Annotated in this window: 16 protein-coding genes; 10 read left to right on the top strand and 6 right to left on the bottom strand. The window is 65.0% G+C overall.

Annotation, left to right across the window (positions count from 1 at the left end; all coding sequences use genetic code 11):
• Positions 1 to 382: 382 nt before the first annotated feature.
• Positions 383 to 1,828: an ATP-binding protein gene (locus ABZ293_RS37445; RefSeq protein ID WP_355188670.1), complete on the bottom strand. Its 1,446-nt coding sequence runs from the start codon at positions 1,826 to 1,828 to the stop codon at positions 383 to 385.
• 192 nt (positions 1,829 to 2,020) lie between these two features.
• Here ABZ293_RS37445 and ABZ293_RS37440 point away from each other — a divergent pair, with 192 nt between their 5' ends.
• Positions 2,021 to 2,695, top strand: a complete 675-nt coding sequence (locus tag ABZ293_RS37440; protein ID WP_355188745.1) for a response regulator transcription factor — start codon at positions 2,021 to 2,023, stop codon at positions 2,693 to 2,695.
• A 115-nt stretch (positions 2,696 to 2,810) separates the two neighbouring features.
• Positions 2,811 to 3,671: a hypothetical protein gene (locus tag ABZ293_RS37435; RefSeq protein ID WP_355188668.1), complete on the top strand. Its 861-nt coding sequence runs from the start codon at positions 2,811 to 2,813 to the stop codon at positions 3,669 to 3,671.
• 328 nt (positions 3,672 to 3,999) lie between these two features.
• Here ABZ293_RS37435 and ABZ293_RS37430 read toward each other — a convergent pair whose 3' ends face one another.
• Together ABZ293_RS37430 and ABZ293_RS37425 are read right to left on the bottom strand one after the other, a co-directional pair.
• A complete protein-coding gene (locus ABZ293_RS37430) occupies positions 4,000 to 4,536 on the bottom strand; it encodes an SRPBCC family protein (protein ID WP_355188666.1) in 537 nt (178 codons plus the stop codon).
• Entirely contained in the window at positions 4,529 to 4,867 is a 339-nt protein-coding gene (locus tag ABZ293_RS37425; protein WP_355188664.1) for a metalloregulator ArsR/SmtB family transcription factor, read from the bottom strand. The genes ABZ293_RS37430 and ABZ293_RS37425 overlap by 8 nt, the downstream gene beginning before the upstream one ends.
• Before the next feature lie 88 nt (positions 4,868 to 4,955).
• Here ABZ293_RS37425 and ABZ293_RS37420 point away from each other — a divergent pair, with 88 nt between their 5' ends.
• Positions 4,956 to 5,447 carry an SRPBCC domain-containing protein gene (locus tag ABZ293_RS37420; protein ID WP_355188662.1) on the top strand — a complete coding sequence of 164 codons (492 nt, stop codon included), beginning with the start codon at positions 4,956 to 4,958 and terminating at the stop codon, positions 5,445 to 5,447.
• A gap of 434 nt (positions 5,448 to 5,881) precedes the next feature.
• A complete protein-coding gene (locus tag ABZ293_RS37415) occupies positions 5,882 to 6,604 on the top strand; it encodes an SDR family NAD(P)-dependent oxidoreductase (protein ID WP_355188661.1) in 723 nt (240 codons plus the stop codon).
• A 232-nt stretch (positions 6,605 to 6,836) separates the two neighbouring features.
• Here ABZ293_RS37415 and ABZ293_RS37410 read toward each other — a convergent pair whose 3' ends face one another.
• Positions 6,837 to 7,532, bottom strand: coding sequence for an SRPBCC family protein (locus ABZ293_RS37410; protein ID WP_355188659.1), 696 nt, complete (start codon positions 7,530 to 7,532; stop codon positions 6,837 to 6,839).
• 153 nt (positions 7,533 to 7,685) lie between these two features.
• Here ABZ293_RS37410 and ABZ293_RS37405 point away from each other — a divergent pair, with 153 nt between their 5' ends.
• Positions 7,686 to 8,330 (top strand): TetR/AcrR family transcriptional regulator, encoded by a 645-nt coding sequence (locus ABZ293_RS37405; RefSeq protein ID WP_355188657.1) that lies wholly within the window; start codon positions 7,686 to 7,688, stop codon positions 8,328 to 8,330.
• A 216-nt stretch (positions 8,331 to 8,546) separates the two neighbouring features.
• On the opposite strand, the gene ABZ293_RS37400 is transcribed toward ABZ293_RS37405, so the two are convergent.
• Complete coding sequence (locus ABZ293_RS37400; protein ID WP_355188655.1) at positions 8,547 to 8,966, bottom strand: MarR family transcriptional regulator; 420 nt, start codon at positions 8,964 to 8,966, stop codon at positions 8,547 to 8,549.
• Between the two features lie 102 nt (positions 8,967 to 9,068).
• On the opposite strand from ABZ293_RS37400, the gene ABZ293_RS37395 reads away from it, so the two are divergent.
• Positions 9,069 to 9,890, top strand: coding sequence for an SDR family oxidoreductase (locus ABZ293_RS37395; RefSeq protein WP_355188653.1), 822 nt, complete (start codon positions 9,069 to 9,071; stop codon positions 9,888 to 9,890).
• Between the two features lie 433 nt (positions 9,891 to 10,323).
• Here the strand turns inward: ABZ293_RS37395 and ABZ293_RS37390 are convergent, their stop codons facing one another.
• Positions 10,324 to 11,310: an AraC family transcriptional regulator gene (locus ABZ293_RS37390; RefSeq protein ID WP_355188651.1), complete on the bottom strand. Its 987-nt coding sequence runs from the start codon at positions 11,308 to 11,310 to the stop codon at positions 10,324 to 10,326.
• A 171-nt stretch (positions 11,311 to 11,481) separates the two neighbouring features.
• Between ABZ293_RS37390 and ABZ293_RS37385 the strand changes: the two genes are divergently transcribed.
• The 4 genes from ABZ293_RS37385 to ABZ293_RS37370 form a co-directional block, all read left to right on the top strand.
• A complete protein-coding gene (locus ABZ293_RS37385; protein ID WP_355188743.1) occupies positions 11,482 to 11,832 on the top strand; it encodes a carboxymuconolactone decarboxylase family protein in 351 nt (116 codons plus the stop codon).
• Between the two features lie 49 nt (positions 11,833 to 11,881).
• Positions 11,882 to 12,931 (top strand): 3-keto-5-aminohexanoate cleavage protein, encoded by a 1,050-nt coding sequence (locus ABZ293_RS37380; RefSeq protein ID WP_355188649.1) that lies wholly within the window; start codon positions 11,882 to 11,884, stop codon positions 12,929 to 12,931.
• Positions 12,932 to 13,039: 108 nt separating this feature from the next.
• Positions 13,040 to 14,371 carry an MFS transporter gene (locus tag ABZ293_RS37375; RefSeq protein WP_355188648.1) on the top strand — a complete coding sequence of 444 codons (1,332 nt, stop codon included), beginning with the start codon at positions 13,040 to 13,042 and terminating at the stop codon, positions 14,369 to 14,371.
• Between the two features lie 69 nt (positions 14,372 to 14,440).
• The coding region (locus ABZ293_RS37370) for a long-chain fatty acid--CoA ligase (protein WP_355188646.1) at positions 14,441 to 15,885 on the top strand (1,445 nt) is incomplete at its 3' end.

Genomic DNA, 15,885 nt, shown 5'->3' with positions numbered 1-15,885 from the left:
AGAGTGCCCCGCCGGTGCGGGCGGGGCACCTCGACACACCCGAGAATGGTCAGGGGATGTGCGGCCCGTGTAGGTACGGGTGGAAAAGTCGCAGATCGCCTGGCGCCCCGACACGCCGGTCCCGCACCGTCGGTGTACTGCTGGCGGACTTCTTCGACGCGTTCGCCGATGACACGATGCCGCCAACCCGGGCATTGCGCGGGTAGCGCGCCGACCACGTGCAGTAAGGAGATCGACGCGAGGGTGCGGTGGTCGGGGCGTTGTGCGTCGCGCAGCACCCGTCGAAGTGGTTGGCGCAGTGCGGTTTTGGTTGCGCGGTCGATGGTCGGCAACACCGAAGGGCAGCTCGGCGCGGCCGAGGCGCGGTGATCGGGTAGATCGTTCAGACGTCGGTACGGGGCAGTTCGATGATCGCAATGGCTCCGGTCGGGAGGTTCTGATCGATGCGTACGGTGCCGCGGTGTGCGGTGATGATCTCGGCGACGATGGCCAGCCCGAGCCCGGATCCGCCGGTGCCGCGGCCGCGGTCCTGCTGTGGTCGGTAGAAGCGGTCGAAAATGCGTGCGCGGTCGGGCGCGGCGATGCCGGGTCCGTCATCGGCGATTTCGATGTGGGCGTGGCGGTCGTGGCGTCGGAGTCGGACGGTGATGGTGGTGGCGGCGTAGCGGGTGGCGTTGTCGAGCAGGTTGCGCAGCGCGCGCGAGATCTGAGTGGGGTCGCCGCTGATGCGAGCGGGTTCGACCGCAATGTCGATGGTCAGTGCGGTGGTGGTTCGGGTGCGGGCGACCTCGGCGGCGAGGACGTCGTCGAGGTCGATATCGATGTGCCGCTGGGCCAGGGCGTTTTCGTCGGCGCGGGCGAGCAGCAGCAGGTCGTCGATGAGGTGGCGCATGCGTTGGGCCTCGGGCAGCAGGGTGTCATCGAGCATGGCCGCGTCGAGAATGGTGGGTTGGGCGCGGCCGAGTTCGAGGGCGGCGGTGATGGTGGTCAGTGGGCTGCGCAGTTCGTGGGATGCGTCGCTGATGAAGCGGCGTTGGGCGTTGTGCCCGGCCTCGATCCGCGCCAGCATGTCGTTCATCGTCTCGGCCAGGGCCGCGATTTCGTCGCGCTGCGGTGGTACGGGGACGCGGTCGGTGAGGTCGGCGCTGGTGATGGCGGCGACGCGGGTGCGAATGCGTTCGACCGACCGCAGTGAGCGCCCGACCAGGATATAGGTGGCCAGTGCGGCGAGCGCGACGATGAACGGGGTGGCGAAAGCGACCAGGGCCGCGACCAGTTTGATGGTGCGTTCGATTTCTTCCTGGTTGGTCGCGACCACGATGGTGTAGCGGCCGCCGCGCCCGTCGACGGTGGCCGCGCTGACCCGGCCTTCGTCGGCACGGGTCGCTATGGGTAGGTCATGGACGATGATTCCCGGGGCGGGGCGATCGTCGGTGATCGGGCGGGTGGGGCTGTTGGTGGAGCTCTGCACGACTCGGCCGGTCCGGTCGATGATCTGCACGATAGCGAGCCGGTTGTCGGTTGCCAGCGCGCTGCGATCCAGGTCTGCGGGGGTGTCGAGGGCGAGTTGGGCGGTGACCTGGCGGATCCGGTCGGTGGCCGCATCGTCGGAGGCGGTGACCAAGGAGCGATACAACACGTAGGTCAGCGATAGGGCGGCGATGGCGAGCCCTGCGGTGATGACGACCGTGACGATCAGTGCGGACCGCACCCGCAAACCCCATCGTGCGGGGTGGGTGAGGGTGCGGATCAAGCCTGCTGCGGTGTCGGCGAACCGGCGGCGTCGCGGTGCGGCGGCCGAGGATATGTCATCGGGTAGTCGGTTCATTGTGCCCAGCTTCACGGGATGCGGGCGCGGCGTCGGTGACGGCCGCGCTGATGGTCTGATCAACGCGGTCGAGGACAGCGGACATGCTCCGAGTCTGGGCCCGTGTTGCTGTGGAAACGCTGAGAGCTGCAGCGATCGCCGAGCGGGTTCGGCTGTAATGAACCTGCGGGCGGTGACAGAAGGGCGGTGGTGGTGCGGGTACTGGTGGTCGACGACGAGATCCGACTGGCCGAGACCCTCCGGCGCGGTCTGTCGGCGGAAGGGTTCGTCGTCGAAGTCGCACACGACGGAATCGACGGGCTGGAACTGGCCGCGACCGGCGACTTCGACGTGCTGGTGCTCGACATTATGCTGCCGGGCAAACACGGTTACCAGATCGTGCGGGAACTGCGCGAACGCCGGATATGGACGCCGGTCCTGATGCTCTCGGCCAAAGACGGCGAATACGACCAAGCCGACGCCTTCGATCTCGGCGCCGATGACTACCTGACCAAACCCTTCTCCTTCGTCATCCTCATCGCCCGCCTACGCGCGTTGATCCGCCGGGGCGCACCGGAACGACCCGCGATCCTCACCGCCGGCAGCCTCGCCCTGGATCCAGCGCGGCGAAGTGTCAGCCGCGCCGGACAGGAACTTTCGCTGACCCCGCGCGAATTCAGCGTGCTGGAATACCTGCTGCGCCACCGGGGCGACGTCGTCACCAAATTCGACATCCTGCGCTCGGTCTGGGACGCCAACTACGAAGGCTCCGATAACGTCGTCGAGGTCTACATCGGCTACCTCCGCCGCAAGATCGACACCCCGTTCGGACTGGCCAGCATCGAAACCGTCCGAGGTGTCGGATACCGTCTCCTCGACGCCACCTGACCAGCCAGTTCGAGCACATCCGCGTGCGATCGGCCGCACGTTTTCAGCGTGCTCTCAGCGGCATTTGGGCAGACTCCGCACCCATGGACGTCGGCACTGGAGAAGGAGAGCACCGATGGTGAAGCACGTGGCTCGGAGTCTGCTCGTCGACTACAAACTTCCCCAGATCACGGTCATGTTCTGGATACTCAAGATCGCCGCGACCACCTTGGGCGAGACCGGTGGTGATCTGCTGGCACAGACACTGAAACTCGGCTATGCGCAGGCATCGCTGCTGTTCCTGGCCATCTTCGCGATCAGTGTCCTGACCCAATTACGGGTCCGCCGATTCCACCCTGCGCTCTACTGGACGGTCATCGCCGCCACCAGCACGGCGGGCACGACCATGTCCGATCTCATCAACCGCGGACCGGGCTCGGACACCTCGACCGACGGCGGCCTCGGCTACGGCGTCGGTGCGCTGCTGCTCATTTCCGGGCTGGCTCTGGTGTTCGCGATCTGGAAGTTCAGCGGACAGACCTTCGACGTCGCCAACATCACCACCTTCCGCGGTGAACTGCTCTATTGGGCCGCGATCCTGCTGTCCAATACCCTCGGCACCTCCCTCGGGGACTACCTTTCCGACAGCTCCGGCCTCGGCTACTGGGGCAGCGGCTTCCTGATCGCGGTCGTCATGGCGCTGATCCTGGCGGCCCACTACCGCACCACGGTCTCCGGCGTACTGCTGTTCTGGATGGCGTTCGTCCTCACCCGTCCGCTCGGCGCGACCATGGGCGACTGGCTGTCCAAACCCCACGCCAGCGGCGGACTCGCGCTTGGCACCTATGGCACCTCCGCCGCGCTCCTGGCAATCCTGATCATCGGCATCACCTACAGCTACCGAAAGAGTCAGCGCACGGCCACACCCGAGCACACGGTGGAGCCCACGCACAACGATGACGCCGACACCGCGTCCGACATCCTCGGTACTCGATAGCCGACAGCCGACAGCCTCCTCCACAGCAGTCGGCCTCGAGCCTTTCGGCGGCGGCTCCGATACAGCTTCCCCAATGGCGGCACATGGCTGTGGTCACCTGCGGCTCCCGGTAGGACTGGAGTTACCACCATCGGTCTAGCACCGAGAGTCCCTGTGCCAGTGCCGCTTACCTGCTCGTGTTCGTCAGATATCGCGTAGCCGTAGGTGATCAGGGTGGCGAGGCTGCGGGTTCGCCCTAGTGAGGTGACGGCGGATGGTGGGTCGGGTAGCGCCGAATTCGGCGTTGATCTGATCGGGCAACGTGTAGTAGGCGTCGGCGGCGCGGAGATCAGCTGCGACCAGCCCAATCGGAGGGGAGCATCGGTTCGTATTCCGCGCGAAGGGAATTGAACTTCGGCCAGTACATGTCGGGTGGGCATGCGGCGAGCCTTGCGCGCAGGATGTCCAGGTGGGTGTGCCAGCCTGCGGCGATATTGAGCATCTCGCCGCGCGTCGGCAGCCTGCGGTGGGTGACCGTCAGGCAGACTTTGTCGCCGGCCTCCTCGAGCGCGAAGGTCACATCCGAGTCGGCGAGGCCGCCGCCGGTGCTCCAGGTGTGGCGGAGCAGGTGCGGGGGATCCCATTCGAGCACCTCGCCGTGCTTGCGGTCGGCCACCTCGGCTGGATCGCCCTCGCCGGTGAGTTCGTGGATCCGGAACACGTGTTCGATCCGGCCGCCGGTGGCCTGTTCGAACAGCCCGCCGGCCAGCCAGGTCGCGCGCTTGTCGATGTCGGTCAGGTATGCCCAGACCCGTTCGATCGGTCCGGGCAGCAGCCGTTCGATGCGGACTGTGCCCGGTTCGACGACCTCGCCGTATTCACTCATCTCGATCCTCCTGCAGCAGTGCGGTTTCCAGGGCGTCGAGGCTCTGGTTCCAGAAGCGTTCGTAGAAGTCCATCCATCCAGCGCAATCTCGGAGCGGGCGCGGATCGAGTCGGCACAGGTGCGTGCGCCCGTGTACGGTGCGCCGCACCAGCCCGGCCCGCTCGAGCACCTTGATGTGCTTCGACGCGGCCGCGAGCGAGATGTCGAACGGCGCCGCCAACTCGCCGACGCTGCATTGGCGGCGCGCCAGGGTGTGCAGCATCGAGCGGCGCGTGGAGTCCGACAGCGCATGGAACACCACGTCGAGCTGTTCCGAAGGATCCTCAACCACATGGTTGACTATCCCGTGCTCCGGACTTATTGTCAACCCATCGGTTGAATATCGCAGCCGATTCATCTACCCCTTCAGGGAGAAACCCATGACCGTGCAGAGCTTCACGACGACGTTCGCCGTGGATCAGACCCCCGAAACCGTCTTCAATGCCGTGCTCGACGTCCCCGGTTGGTGGTCGAAGGCACTCGTCGGACGCAGCGAAAAGCCCGGAGACGTCTTCACTTACGAGGTTCCGGGCGTGCACCGATCCACCATCGAGGTCACCGAGGTGGTCCCCCACGACCACGTCGTCTGGCGCGTCCTCGACGCCCAGATCACTCTCGTCGACGACCAAACCGAATGGAACAACACCGAAATCCGCTTCGAGATCACTCGATCCGCCGACACCACCGAACTCCACTTCACCCACGTCGGCCTCACCCCTGAATTCGAATGCTTCGAAGCCTGCCGCAAAGGCTGGACCTTCTATATCGACAAGAGCCTCCGCGACTTGATCACCACCGGCACCGGTCAACCCGACGAAGACCCCCAAGCCCTCGCCCTCTCGAAGGAGAAAGCCGCAGCGACTCCGCACTGACGAAACTCGCTCCATAACAGCCCAAAACGCGAAACCCGCCCGTCGCCTCCGTCGATGTCACAGGCGGCGCGGGCACAGACCAGTTAGCAATTTACTTCGGCAAACCCTGGCGGCCGACACTTTTCAACATTGGTTTCGACCCGGTTGACGACCGCGTAGCGGGCGTATTCGACTGCTACCACGGAACCAGGCAAAAGCCCGGCAACGGCCGCCGGTAGTTCGCGTCCCTGGTCGCCGAAGCGGGGCACAGGAAGCGTCCAGCCTCGCTAACCGAATTCGCCGAGTTCGCGACTGTCGCCGCCCATCCAAAGCGGCGGCTATGACCGGCACGACCGCGAACCTCACAGGCGGAATCATCCGTCGACGGAATCGACTCTCGAGTTTCCGCACGAAGCAACACCATTTCCAGATAAGTAACGAAAGGTATCGTCAACATGGCGAAAATCGCAGGCAGCGCGGTGCTGATCACCGGAGGTAATCGCGGTATCGGCCGCGCTCTGGTCGAGGAGGCTCTGAAAAGGGATGCGCGACGCGTCTACGTGGGGACGCGAAAGCTCTTCGCGCACACCGATGAGCGTGTCACACCACTGACTCTGGACGTGACCGACCGGACGGGGATTCAGCAGGCGCTCGGCGCGGTCGAATCGCTGGACATCCTGATCAATAACGCTGGCGTCACCGCCCATGATGATCTCAGCGATCAGTCCGTCCTCGAACAGCAGCTCGCGGTCAACCTTTTCGGCCTCCTCGCCGTGACTCGGGCCCTGCTGCCCGCGCTGACCCGCGCTGGCGGAGCAATCGTCAACACGCTGTCATTGGCGAGCCTCGCCCCTCCACCGTTCAGTCCGTCCTACGCGATTTCCAAGGCCGCTGCATTTTCTGCGACCCAAGTTCTGCGGATGCGCCTGGCCGGAGAAGGTATCACCGTCCACGGTGTCCTGCCCGGGCCCGTCGCGACCGACATGAACGCGAACCTCGACATTCCGATTCCGATGGCATCTCCAGAGTCTGTCGCGCACGCGATCTTCGACGGGGTAGAGGCCGGCGACGAGGACATCTTCCCCGACCCTGTGTCGGCGGAGCTGGCCGATGCCTGGCGCAAGGGCGTGACAAAGGGCCTCGAGCAGCAATTCGCCACCCTGCCTCAGAGCATGTAACCACCTCGGCAGCCGGCGGGAGTAACCCCGCCGACTGGGCAGGGAACGGTCTCGGCAGACCTGGAAAGACGCGTTCCCGCCCCGAAAACCGCTGTCAGCGACAGCCTTTGGTGATAGTCGATCAGTTGTACGTTCGCCGCCCGCAGGGTTTCCTCGTTCGAGGTACCGGGCCAGGAGGCGCTACGCCATATCCGTCGTTTTTCGGCGATCACTGCCGGGACTCCGAGAGTTCTCAGATGTGCTCTCGAGCGTGGGCTTCGGCGGTGGCTTTGAGGTCGTTCAACCAGGCTTCGAGGCCCGCTCCGAGGAACGCGGTGGAGGTGGGTACGTCGGCTTCGACCTGTGCGCCGGTCCAGTTCTCTTCGGTGCGCACCAGCACACCGCCGTCGACTTCGGTGAAGTTCCAGACATGGATGCCGTTGTCGATGCGCAGTCCGTCGCCGATGGCGGGTCCGCTCCAGCGGATGCAATTGCTCTGCTGCATTTGCTGGACGGAGGAAGTGATGGTCAGGGTGGTGGCAGGGGTGGTGGGGCTGGCGGGCACCGGAGTTGTCCACCGGAACTGCGAGCCCGCCCGCAGTGGTCCCTGGTCCAGGCGCTTCATGCTGGTGACGGGTTGCTGCCACGAGGGCCAGCGTTCCACGTCGCTCTGCAATTCCCAGATGGTGCTCAGTGGGGCCTTGATAAGGGTCTCGGTCCGGTATCGGATCCGCGCGGCGTCATCGATGCCTGCCCCTTGGCAGGTCAGCGAAGCCGGGTGAGTGGGGTCCCCGGTCGTTGTGGCCTGACTGGTGCTGCCAGTGCGTGCGTCGTTGTCGCTGCTGCACGCGGCCACGGAGGTCATTGCGACCGCGGCGGCCAGTGGGAGCAGGAACAGGGCAGTGCGCGCACCGGCTCGGCGGCGGGGGGTTTGTTGGGTGTTGGACATGGTTGCTCTCCTCGTTCGGGTCTCGGGCCGACTGCCTTCGAGTTAGGCCCACTCGATTTAGTTAGAAGCTATAACCATGAAGATGTGAGTGTCAATAAGGAAAGTGATAAGGTCTAACTCGAAGGTATTGCGGAGCCTGAGAGGAGGCGGTCGATGGGAGCGGCTGGGACCAGTTCGCGGGAGCGCTATCGGGCCCAGGTGTGCGACGAAATCAAGCAGCACGCCTGGGCGCAAATCGCCACGGCGGGCGTATCCGCGCTGTCGCTCAACGCGATTGCGAAACGCGTGGGTATGAGCGGCCCCGCCCTCTACCGGTATTTCGCCAGTCGCGACGAGTTGATCACCGCACTCATCCGCGACGCCTACCGAAGCCTTGCCGACGCTCTGCGGGCCACGTTCGACTCCGGTGCCGACGTGGCAGGGTTGGCCCGCGCCGTGCGGGAATGGGCCTTGCGGGACCCGCAGCGGTACTTCCTCATCTACGGCACACCTGTTCCCGGCTACCGCGCACCCGAGGACACCACCGAGATCTCATCCGAAATCATGACGGTGCTGATCGAGGCATTCTCCGCGCTGTCTCCGGCAGGGCAGTCGACGCCGTTCGACGCCCACCTCGAGAACCACCGCCGATGGGCCGACGGCCACGCGGTGCCGGCCACGACGCTGCACCGTGCCATATCTTTTTGGACCCGCCTCCACGGCGTTCTCTCGCTCGAACTCGCGGGCCACTTCACCGGCATGGAGTTCGATCCCGCTTTACTGTTCGCCGACGAAGTGAACACCCTACTGACCCCCTGACCACGACCGGGCCGAGCGGCGGCACGGCAGCGGCTGCGCCGGCACGATCGCCGCGAATTCGGTCGAACACCCGCGTTGCCACAGCCTCGAAAGGCTGTTATTACGACCGGAACCCACATCGGCCGAGGCGGGCGATCGAGCAGGTCGCAACGACCCTGTCCGGCGAGAGCTGACAAGCGGATACGTCGAACCTCGTCAACCGGGGTGCGTGTTGTGTCATGCCTCCAATATCAGTTGCAGTAGCTTGCGCAAGGATTCGCGCTGCTCGGTGGTGAGTTGAACCAGTGGGTCTGCGGCGAAGGGCATGCGGGTGCGGAGGTCGGCGGCGGCGGCGCGACCAGCGGGGGTGGCGGCGACGAGTTTGATGCGACGATCGCCCGGGTTCGGGCGGCGTTCGACCAGGCCGCGGGATTCCAGGCGGTCGATGATCGTGGTGACGTTGGAGGGCTCCGCGTGCAGGCGAGCAGCGATGCGACGCATCGGGACGGGGTCTTCGGCGGCGAGCAGTGCCTTGACCTGGAGCGGGGTCAATTCATGGGCGGTGGCCGCAGCCTCGGATTCTTGTGCATAGCGGCGAGTGATGGCCGCGAAGAGGCTCAGGACGTCGCTGGCCAGCTCATCCGAAGTGTTCGACATGGAAACCATATCTACCAAGATGCTTGACAGCGCGTAATGTCACCATACATAGTTATGAATCATAATAGTTATGCAGCATAAGCAAGCGAGGGATTTACGAAGATGAGCCCCAAGACCGTCCTGATCACCGGCACCTCCTCTGGCATCGGCCTGGCCACCGCCATCGCCGCCGCAGAGAATGGCTGGCAGGTCATTGCCACCATGCGCGACACCGCCAAGGCGGGCGCGCTGCGCGCGGCTGCGGAGACGGCCGGTGTGAGCGTCGAGGTCCGAGAGCTGGATGTGACCGACCCCGGCTCGGTCGCGGCCTGCCTGGCCGGGCTCGACCGCCTCGACGCGCTGGTCAACAATGCCGGCGCCGGTCATCTGGGCACACTGGAGCAGGAGAGCATCGACGACGTGCGCGCCGTCATGGAGGTCAACTTCTTCGGCGTCCTACAGGTCACCAAGGCGGCACTGCCGCTGCTCCGCGCGAGCGAAGGACGCGTGGTGACCGTCGCCAGCGTGGGCGGTGTGGTGGGGCAGCCGTTCAACGAGGCCTACTGCGCGGCCAAGTTCGCCGTCGAAGGCTTCATGGAGTCGCTGGCGCCGGTCGCGGCGAGGGTCGGTGTGGCCGTCAGTGTGGTCGAGCCGGGAGCGGTGGCCAGCGAATTCGTCAACAATGTGGCTGGCCGGGACACTGTGCTGGAACAGGTGGGTCCGTATGCGCCCGCGCTGTCGGCCTATCTGGACCGCACCCGCAGTGCCTTCGCAAACGCACAGACTCCGCAAGACGTGGCGACGCAGATGGTCGAGCTGCTGGCCTGTGAGCGGCCCGCGTTCCGAACGCTTACTTCGGACACCGCGCGCGCTTTCGTCGGGATGAAGCTCGCCGATTTCGACGGTTCGGCCGTACAGGCGATGACCGGCGCTTGGATCGCCTAGTCACGCATCGCTGTCGGCGGTGAGGATGCTGGTCCGCCTCTCTCACCGCCGACATCGCGTGAACGCCGACAGACGCGATGTATCCCTACTGTCGTTGTCGTTCACAGACTTTGACGCGAGGTCGAGTACCATCGGTGTCGCCTGCGCTGGGGAACGTGACATCTACAGGCTGTCGGCCGACGCCGATGGCACATAGTCGTTAGTCCCGAAAATGCCACGCCGACAGCAATATTCACGTCACGCAACGAGGCATCGTGCTGCCACCAGCAGCCTGACCGCCACCGAAGGTGTTGGCTGACACAGGAAGTTGGCCACCGGCCAGCCCAGCGGCCGGTCGGCCTGGTTGAACTGCGCGAGCAGCCGACGATTGCCGCGCGCCCACTGCACGGTGGCGTCGGCACCAGAGCCGTTGGATCGACTGTCCCGGTGCGGGTTATCGGTCTCTGGATCGGCTTGGGCTGGTGCCGGTGTGGTGGCGGAACCATCGGGAGAAGGCGCTGAGTTCGGAGAATCCGAGTTCGGTTGCGATATCGGTGAGTGTGCGGTCGTGCTGGGTGAGGTAGCGGTGGGCGAGGTCGAGGCGGGTGGCGTCGAGGAGGGTGGTGAACGTTTCCCCGCTGCGGGTGAGGTGACGGTGCAGGGTGCGCCGGTCCATGCCGAGCTGGCGGGCCACGGTGGCGGCCGAGCAGCGTTGGGTGGGTAGCAGGGATTCGATGACGGCGCGGACTTGGTCGGCGGTGGATTCGTCTGCCGGGGTGAGTGTTCGGAGGTATTCGCGAGCGTAGGGGCGAAGCAGGGGGTCGGCGAGGGGGTTCGGAGCGTCGAGGTCGCGGGAGTAGAAGACGATGCCGTCGAAATCCTGGTCGAATTCTATTGCGGGACAGAGAATCTGGTTATGGGTGCCCGGCTCGGCCGGTGCGGCGTGGGTGAAGCAGACCGATACCGGATGCCATGCGTTGCCGAGGAATTCGCGCAGAATCCGGCAGGTCGCACCAACAGCGAGTTCGACGGACTGTCGGCCGAATGAGACCCCGGGAGCTTGTTGGATGTGGATGGTGGTCAGGCCGTTGGTTTCGATGAGCCGGATGCGCAATGCTTCGTTGTGCAGGGTGATGTAGCGCAGCGCGATGCGCAGCGCACTGCGGATATCGGGTTCTTCGCGGGCGACGAGGGCGACCGGGCCGAGATTGGACAGGCTCCGCCGCTGGGCCAGGCGCAGCCCGAAGTCGTCGCAGCCGGTTTCGATGGCGGAGCGTTCCAAGAGTTGGTCGATCGCGGCGGCGGATAGCCAGGTGTCGCTGGCGGTGAGTCCCGCGGGACCGATGCCGACCGATCGCAACAGCAGCATCGGGTCCAGTCCGAACGACAAGGCCAGATCGACGTAACCGGACAGTACGGCACTGCGCACCATCGTTGTCATTGCTCACATCCGCCCATCGTGTCCCATATTGTCAAAAGGATAGACCCATCTAGTCAAGCCTCCTCTGATTTGTGCGCATACCGTGACCGCTATCACATTCCGCGCATCACAGGAGCCGCCGTGACAATCGAGTCCGCACCGTCGTCCCCGTCCACGCCGACCGTCGATGCCATGCGTGCCGGGAATAGTTGGAACCCATTGTGGGACAAGCTGTTCGAGTGGGATCCGGAATGGACCGAGCAGTTCATGTCGATGGGTAGTCTGCCGATTCGCCGCGGCGTACTGACTCCACAGTTCGTCGAGTTGTTGAGCATCGCGGTCGACGCCGCGTGCACTCATATGTACTCCCCGGGAGTACGCCGACACATCCGCGCCGCCCTCGAGCTCGGGGTCTCCCGTGCGGAGATTCTCGCAGTGCTCGAGCTGACCAGTGTGCTGGGCATTCATGCCTGCAATGTCGGTGTGCCTGTTCTTGCCGAAGAGTTCGACGCGTTCGAGCGTCGCCGCGCGGAGCAGCGGTAAAAACCCGCTCCGCACAACCGAATTCGATCACAATCCAGAAAGGACGATCATGCATTTTCTCGACGATTCGCTGCTACCGGAGAATCAGGAAAAGCTTGTTATTCAGGTGGCCCCCTACGGTCCGGAGTTCTTGCCGGGGGATTCCGATGACATTCCGGTGACGATGGACGAGCAGATCCAGAAGGCGGTGGACTGCTACAACGCAGGCGCGCAGGTGCTGCATGTGCACGTGCGTGAGGCCGATGGTCGGGGTTCGAAGCGATTCGAGCTGTTCAACGAAATGCTTGCCCGGCTCCGCGAAGCGGTGCCGGAGATGATCCTGCAGGTTGGTGGGTCGATCTCGTTCGCGCCGCCGGAAGGCGCCGACAAGGCGAAGTGGCTGGACTACGACACCCGTCATATGTTGGCCGATCTCGATCCCGCACCGGATCAGGTCACCATCGCTATCAACACCAGCCAGATGAACATCATGGAGTTGCTCAGCGACGACGATATCGCGGGGACATCGCTACAGAACCCCGTGCTGTACCAGGCATACCGCGACATGGTGGTCGAAGCAGGTCCGGAGTTCTATATCGAGCATCTGCGCCGTTTGACCGCTGCGGGCATCCAGCCGGCATTCATGCTCGGCGCGCTGCCTCAGCTGGAAACGGTGGAGCGTTTGATTCGCCGTGGCATCTACACCGGCCCGCTGGTGCTGAACTACGTCGCCATCGGCGGTGGTGCCGCGGGCGTGCATCCCGCAGATCTGATCGAGTTCATTCGCCGGACGCCGGATGGTGCGGTGCTGACGATCGAGACGATCATGCGCAACGTGACGCCGATGTGCACGATCGCGATCGCGCTGGGCCAGCATGTGCGGGTCGGCATCGAGGACAACCTGTGGGGCCGCAAGGGCGAGCGGCGCACCTCGGTGGAGCAGGTGGAGCAGATGGTCCGGATCGCCGACGAGCTGGGCCGGGGCGTGGCTTCGTGTAAGGAAGCACGCGACATCTACCTGTTCGACGAGGTCTACGCCGACACCGACGAGGCGTTGGCGAAGATCGGATTCCCGCCCAACCGCAAAACCGGTCAGGTCGGATTCCTGCACCACGCGTAATCGCGCCGGGCAGCGCGTCGGCTCGCGCGCTGCCCGCTCGCCGCATTCGTCATCGTTCGTACCGGCCCGGGGCCGGTACGCCAGTTCCACCAGGCTCGAGGAAGCGCCATGGATCTCCATACCACCCCCACCGACCGTTCCACAGATACACCCGCGGCCTCGAGCGCTCGTTCCCGGATCTTTCCGTGGATAGTGTTCGGGTTGACCTTCGGTTTGATGGTGTCGGACTACATGTCCCGCCAGGTGCTGTCGGCGGTGTTTCCGCTGCTGAAATCCGAGTGGGGGCTGTCGGATTCGCAGTTGGGCTCGCTGAGCAGTGTGGTGGCGTTGATGGTGGGCCTGTTGGCATTTCCGCTGTCGCTGGCGGCCGACCGGTGGGGCCGTGTGCGCAGCATGCTGGTCATGGCGACCGTCTGGAGCCTGGCCACCCTGGTCTGTGCGCTGGCCACCGGCTACGGCCAGATGCTCGGCGCGCGGTTCTTGGTCGGAGTCGGCGAAGCCGCATACGGCAGTGTCGGAGCCGCGGTGATGCTATCCGTGTTCGCACCCCGCTTGCGGGCCTCGCTCAGTGGAGCGTTCCTCGCCGGCGGCTCCTTCGGTTCGGTCCTGGGTGTCGCACTGGGCGGCATCGTCTCGGCACACATCGGCTGGCGGTGGACCTTTGCCGTCATGGCCGCGGTGGGCCTGCTGCTGGTGGCCGCGTTCCGAGTTCTGATCACCGAATCCGTCCTGAGCCGCCACCAAGTCGCTGAGGCACCGGCGACGGACCCGGGTTCGGCACCGCACAACAGTGCTCGTGCGCCGTTGTCGAGCCTGTTCTCGTCGGTGTCGGTGTGGTGTGCCTACGTTGGCGGCGGACTGCAGTTGTTCGTCGGGGCGGTGCTGATGGCCTGGTTGCCCAGCTTCTTCAACCGCTCCTACTCGATGCCCGCGGACCGCGCTGGGCTGGTGGCCGCGATATACGTGCTGCTCATCGGCACCGGAATGATCGTGTGCGGCATCATCACCGACCGGATCGGTCGCACCGATCCGGCCCGCCAGTGGAACAGTGCACTGGTTTACTGCACGATCTCGCTGATCCTGCTGACCATCGCATTCAGTCTCGACACCGGTACTGCTCAGCTGATCGTCCTAGGGTTGGGGGCATTGACTGCCGCCGGTTCGGCCGGAGCCACGTCCTCGATGGTGGCCAGCCTTACCCACGCCAGCTTGCGTGCCACCGCGTTCGCAACGGTTACCTTGGCCAACAACATCTTCGGGCTCGCACTCGGCCCGCTCGTGGTCGGCTTCCTCGCCGACCGCTACGGACTGGCCAACGCCTTGCGACTGGTCCCTTTGACCTACCTCAGTGCGCTCATTGCGCTGGGCATCGGCCGCCGTGCCTACCCGGCCGGATTACGCCGCCTGGCCGGGCTCGACGCCCAGCTCACCACCGCCTGAGCGCACCACGCCCGCCCGGCCGACCAGACGGCCGTCATGCTCGCCGACACCCCCGATCGAGGTCCCTCCATGCTCAATCTGTCTGTGCTGCTGGAAGATACAGCCCGAAACAATCCGCATCACGACGCGATTGTCGCCGGCGATGACACGCTGACCTACGCCCAAGTCGACGCCGTCACCAACCAGGTCGCCCACCTGCTCGTCGCCCACGACATCCGGCCGGGTGACAAGGTCGCGCTATCGTGCCCGAACCTGGCCTGGTTCCCGATCATCTACTACGGCATCCTGAAGGCGGGTGCCGTGGTGGTCCCGCTCAACGTCCTGCTGAAAGACCGCGAAATCGCCTACCATCTCGACGATTCCGGCGCCAAGGCCTATTTCTGCTACCAGGGCACCCCCGAGCTGCCGATCGGCGACTACGCCCGCGCCGGTTTCGACCGGGCGCCGAGCTGCCGTCACCTGTTCATCATCGACTCACTCGCCCCGCAGTCCGGCCAGATCGCCGGCGACCTGTCCACCGCCGTGCGGGCGCAGCCCACCGAATTCGACGCCCGCTTGCGCGAATCCGGTGACACAGCGGTGATTCTCTACACCTCCGGCACCACCGGCACACCCAAGGGTGCCGAACTGACCCACGCGAACATGCTGTTGAACGCATTCACCGCCAACCGGCAGTTCGACAACAGCCCGGCACGGCACGACCGGCACCTTGTGGTACTGCCGTTGTTCCACTCCTTCGGGCAGACGGTGAACATGAACGCGGGGTTCTCCGTCGGCGCGACCCTGGTCCTGCAATCGCGTTTCGACGCCGCCACCACACTGACGTTGCTGCACAGCGAACGGATCACCCTGTTCGCCGGTGTGCCGACCATGTACTGGGGGCTGCTGCAGGCCCTCGACGGCAGCGTCGAAATCCACCCCATGCACGAGCACCTTCGGTTGGCCGTTTCCGGCGGCGCCGCGCTGCCGGTCGAGATCCTGACCCGCTTTCGGCAGCGGTTCGGAGTGGATATCGCCGAAGGCTACGGGTTGTCGGAAACCTCACCGCTGGCCCTGTTCGCCGACCCCGATCACGAGCCGCGCCCGGGGTCGATCGGCCGTCCGGTCTGGGGAGTGCAGGTCCGACTCGTCGATGCGGACTGGAACACCGTCACCGGCAACGATGCCGTCGGTGAGATCGCCATCCGTGGCCACAATGTCATGAAGGGCTATCACAACAGGCCCGATGCCACCGCCGAGGTCATGTGCGACGGCTGGTTTCGTACCGGTGACCTGGCCCAGCGCGATACCGATGGCTATTACTACATCGTCGACCGCGTCAAGGACATGATCGTGCGCGGTGGTCTCAACGTCTATCCGCGTGAAATCGAAGAGATCCTCATGACCCATGAGGCGGTCTCGCTCGCCGCTGTGGTCGGTATCCCACACGAGAGCCACGGCGAGGAAATCAAGGCGTACATCATCGCGGCCCCGGGAACCGCACCGACCGAGGACGCGCTCATCGGATGGGCCAG

This window comes from Nocardia sp. NPDC005998, from assembly GCF_040614395.1.
In the GTDB taxonomy this organism is placed as follows: Bacteria; Actinomycetota; Actinomycetes; order Mycobacteriales; family Mycobacteriaceae; genus Nocardia.
This window is presented reverse-complemented; position numbering and strand designations above follow the sequence as displayed.

Coding starts and splice junctions, on each gene's coding strand:
- ABZ293_RS37445 (WP_355188670.1), bottom strand. CDS start 1,828: ATGAACCGACTACCCGATGACATATCCTCGGCCGCCGCACCGCGACGC.
- ABZ293_RS37435 (WP_355188668.1), top strand. CDS start 2,811: ATGGTGAAGCACGTGGCTCGGAGTCTGCTCGTCGACTACAAACTTCCC.
- ABZ293_RS37430 (WP_355188666.1), bottom strand. CDS start 4,536: ATGAGTGAATACGGCGAGGTCGTCGAACCGGGCACAGTCCGCATCGAA.
- ABZ293_RS37420 (WP_355188662.1), top strand. CDS start 4,956: ATGACCGTGCAGAGCTTCACGACGACGTTCGCCGTGGATCAGACCCCC.
- ABZ293_RS37415 (WP_355188661.1), top strand. CDS start 5,882: ATGGCGAAAATCGCAGGCAGCGCGGTGCTGATCACCGGAGGTAATCGC.
- ABZ293_RS37410 (WP_355188659.1), bottom strand. CDS start 7,532: ATGTCCAACACCCAACAAACCCCCCGCCGCCGAGCCGGTGCGCGCACT.
- ABZ293_RS37405 (WP_355188657.1), top strand. CDS start 7,686: ATGGGAGCGGCTGGGACCAGTTCGCGGGAGCGCTATCGGGCCCAGGTG.
- ABZ293_RS37400 (WP_355188655.1), bottom strand. CDS start 8,966: ATGTCGAACACTTCGGATGAGCTGGCCAGCGACGTCCTGAGCCTCTTC.
- ABZ293_RS37395 (WP_355188653.1), top strand. CDS start 9,069: ATGAGCCCCAAGACCGTCCTGATCACCGGCACCTCCTCTGGCATCGGC.
- ABZ293_RS37390 (WP_355188651.1), bottom strand. CDS start 11,310: ATGACAACGATGGTGCGCAGTGCCGTACTGTCCGGTTACGTCGATCTG.
- ABZ293_RS37385 (WP_355188743.1), top strand. CDS start 11,482: ATGCGTGCCGGGAATAGTTGGAACCCATTGTGGGACAAGCTGTTCGAG.
- ABZ293_RS37380 (WP_355188649.1), top strand. CDS start 11,882: ATGCATTTTCTCGACGATTCGCTGCTACCGGAGAATCAGGAAAAGCTT.
- ABZ293_RS37375 (WP_355188648.1), top strand. CDS start 13,040: ATGGATCTCCATACCACCCCCACCGACCGTTCCACAGATACACCCGCG.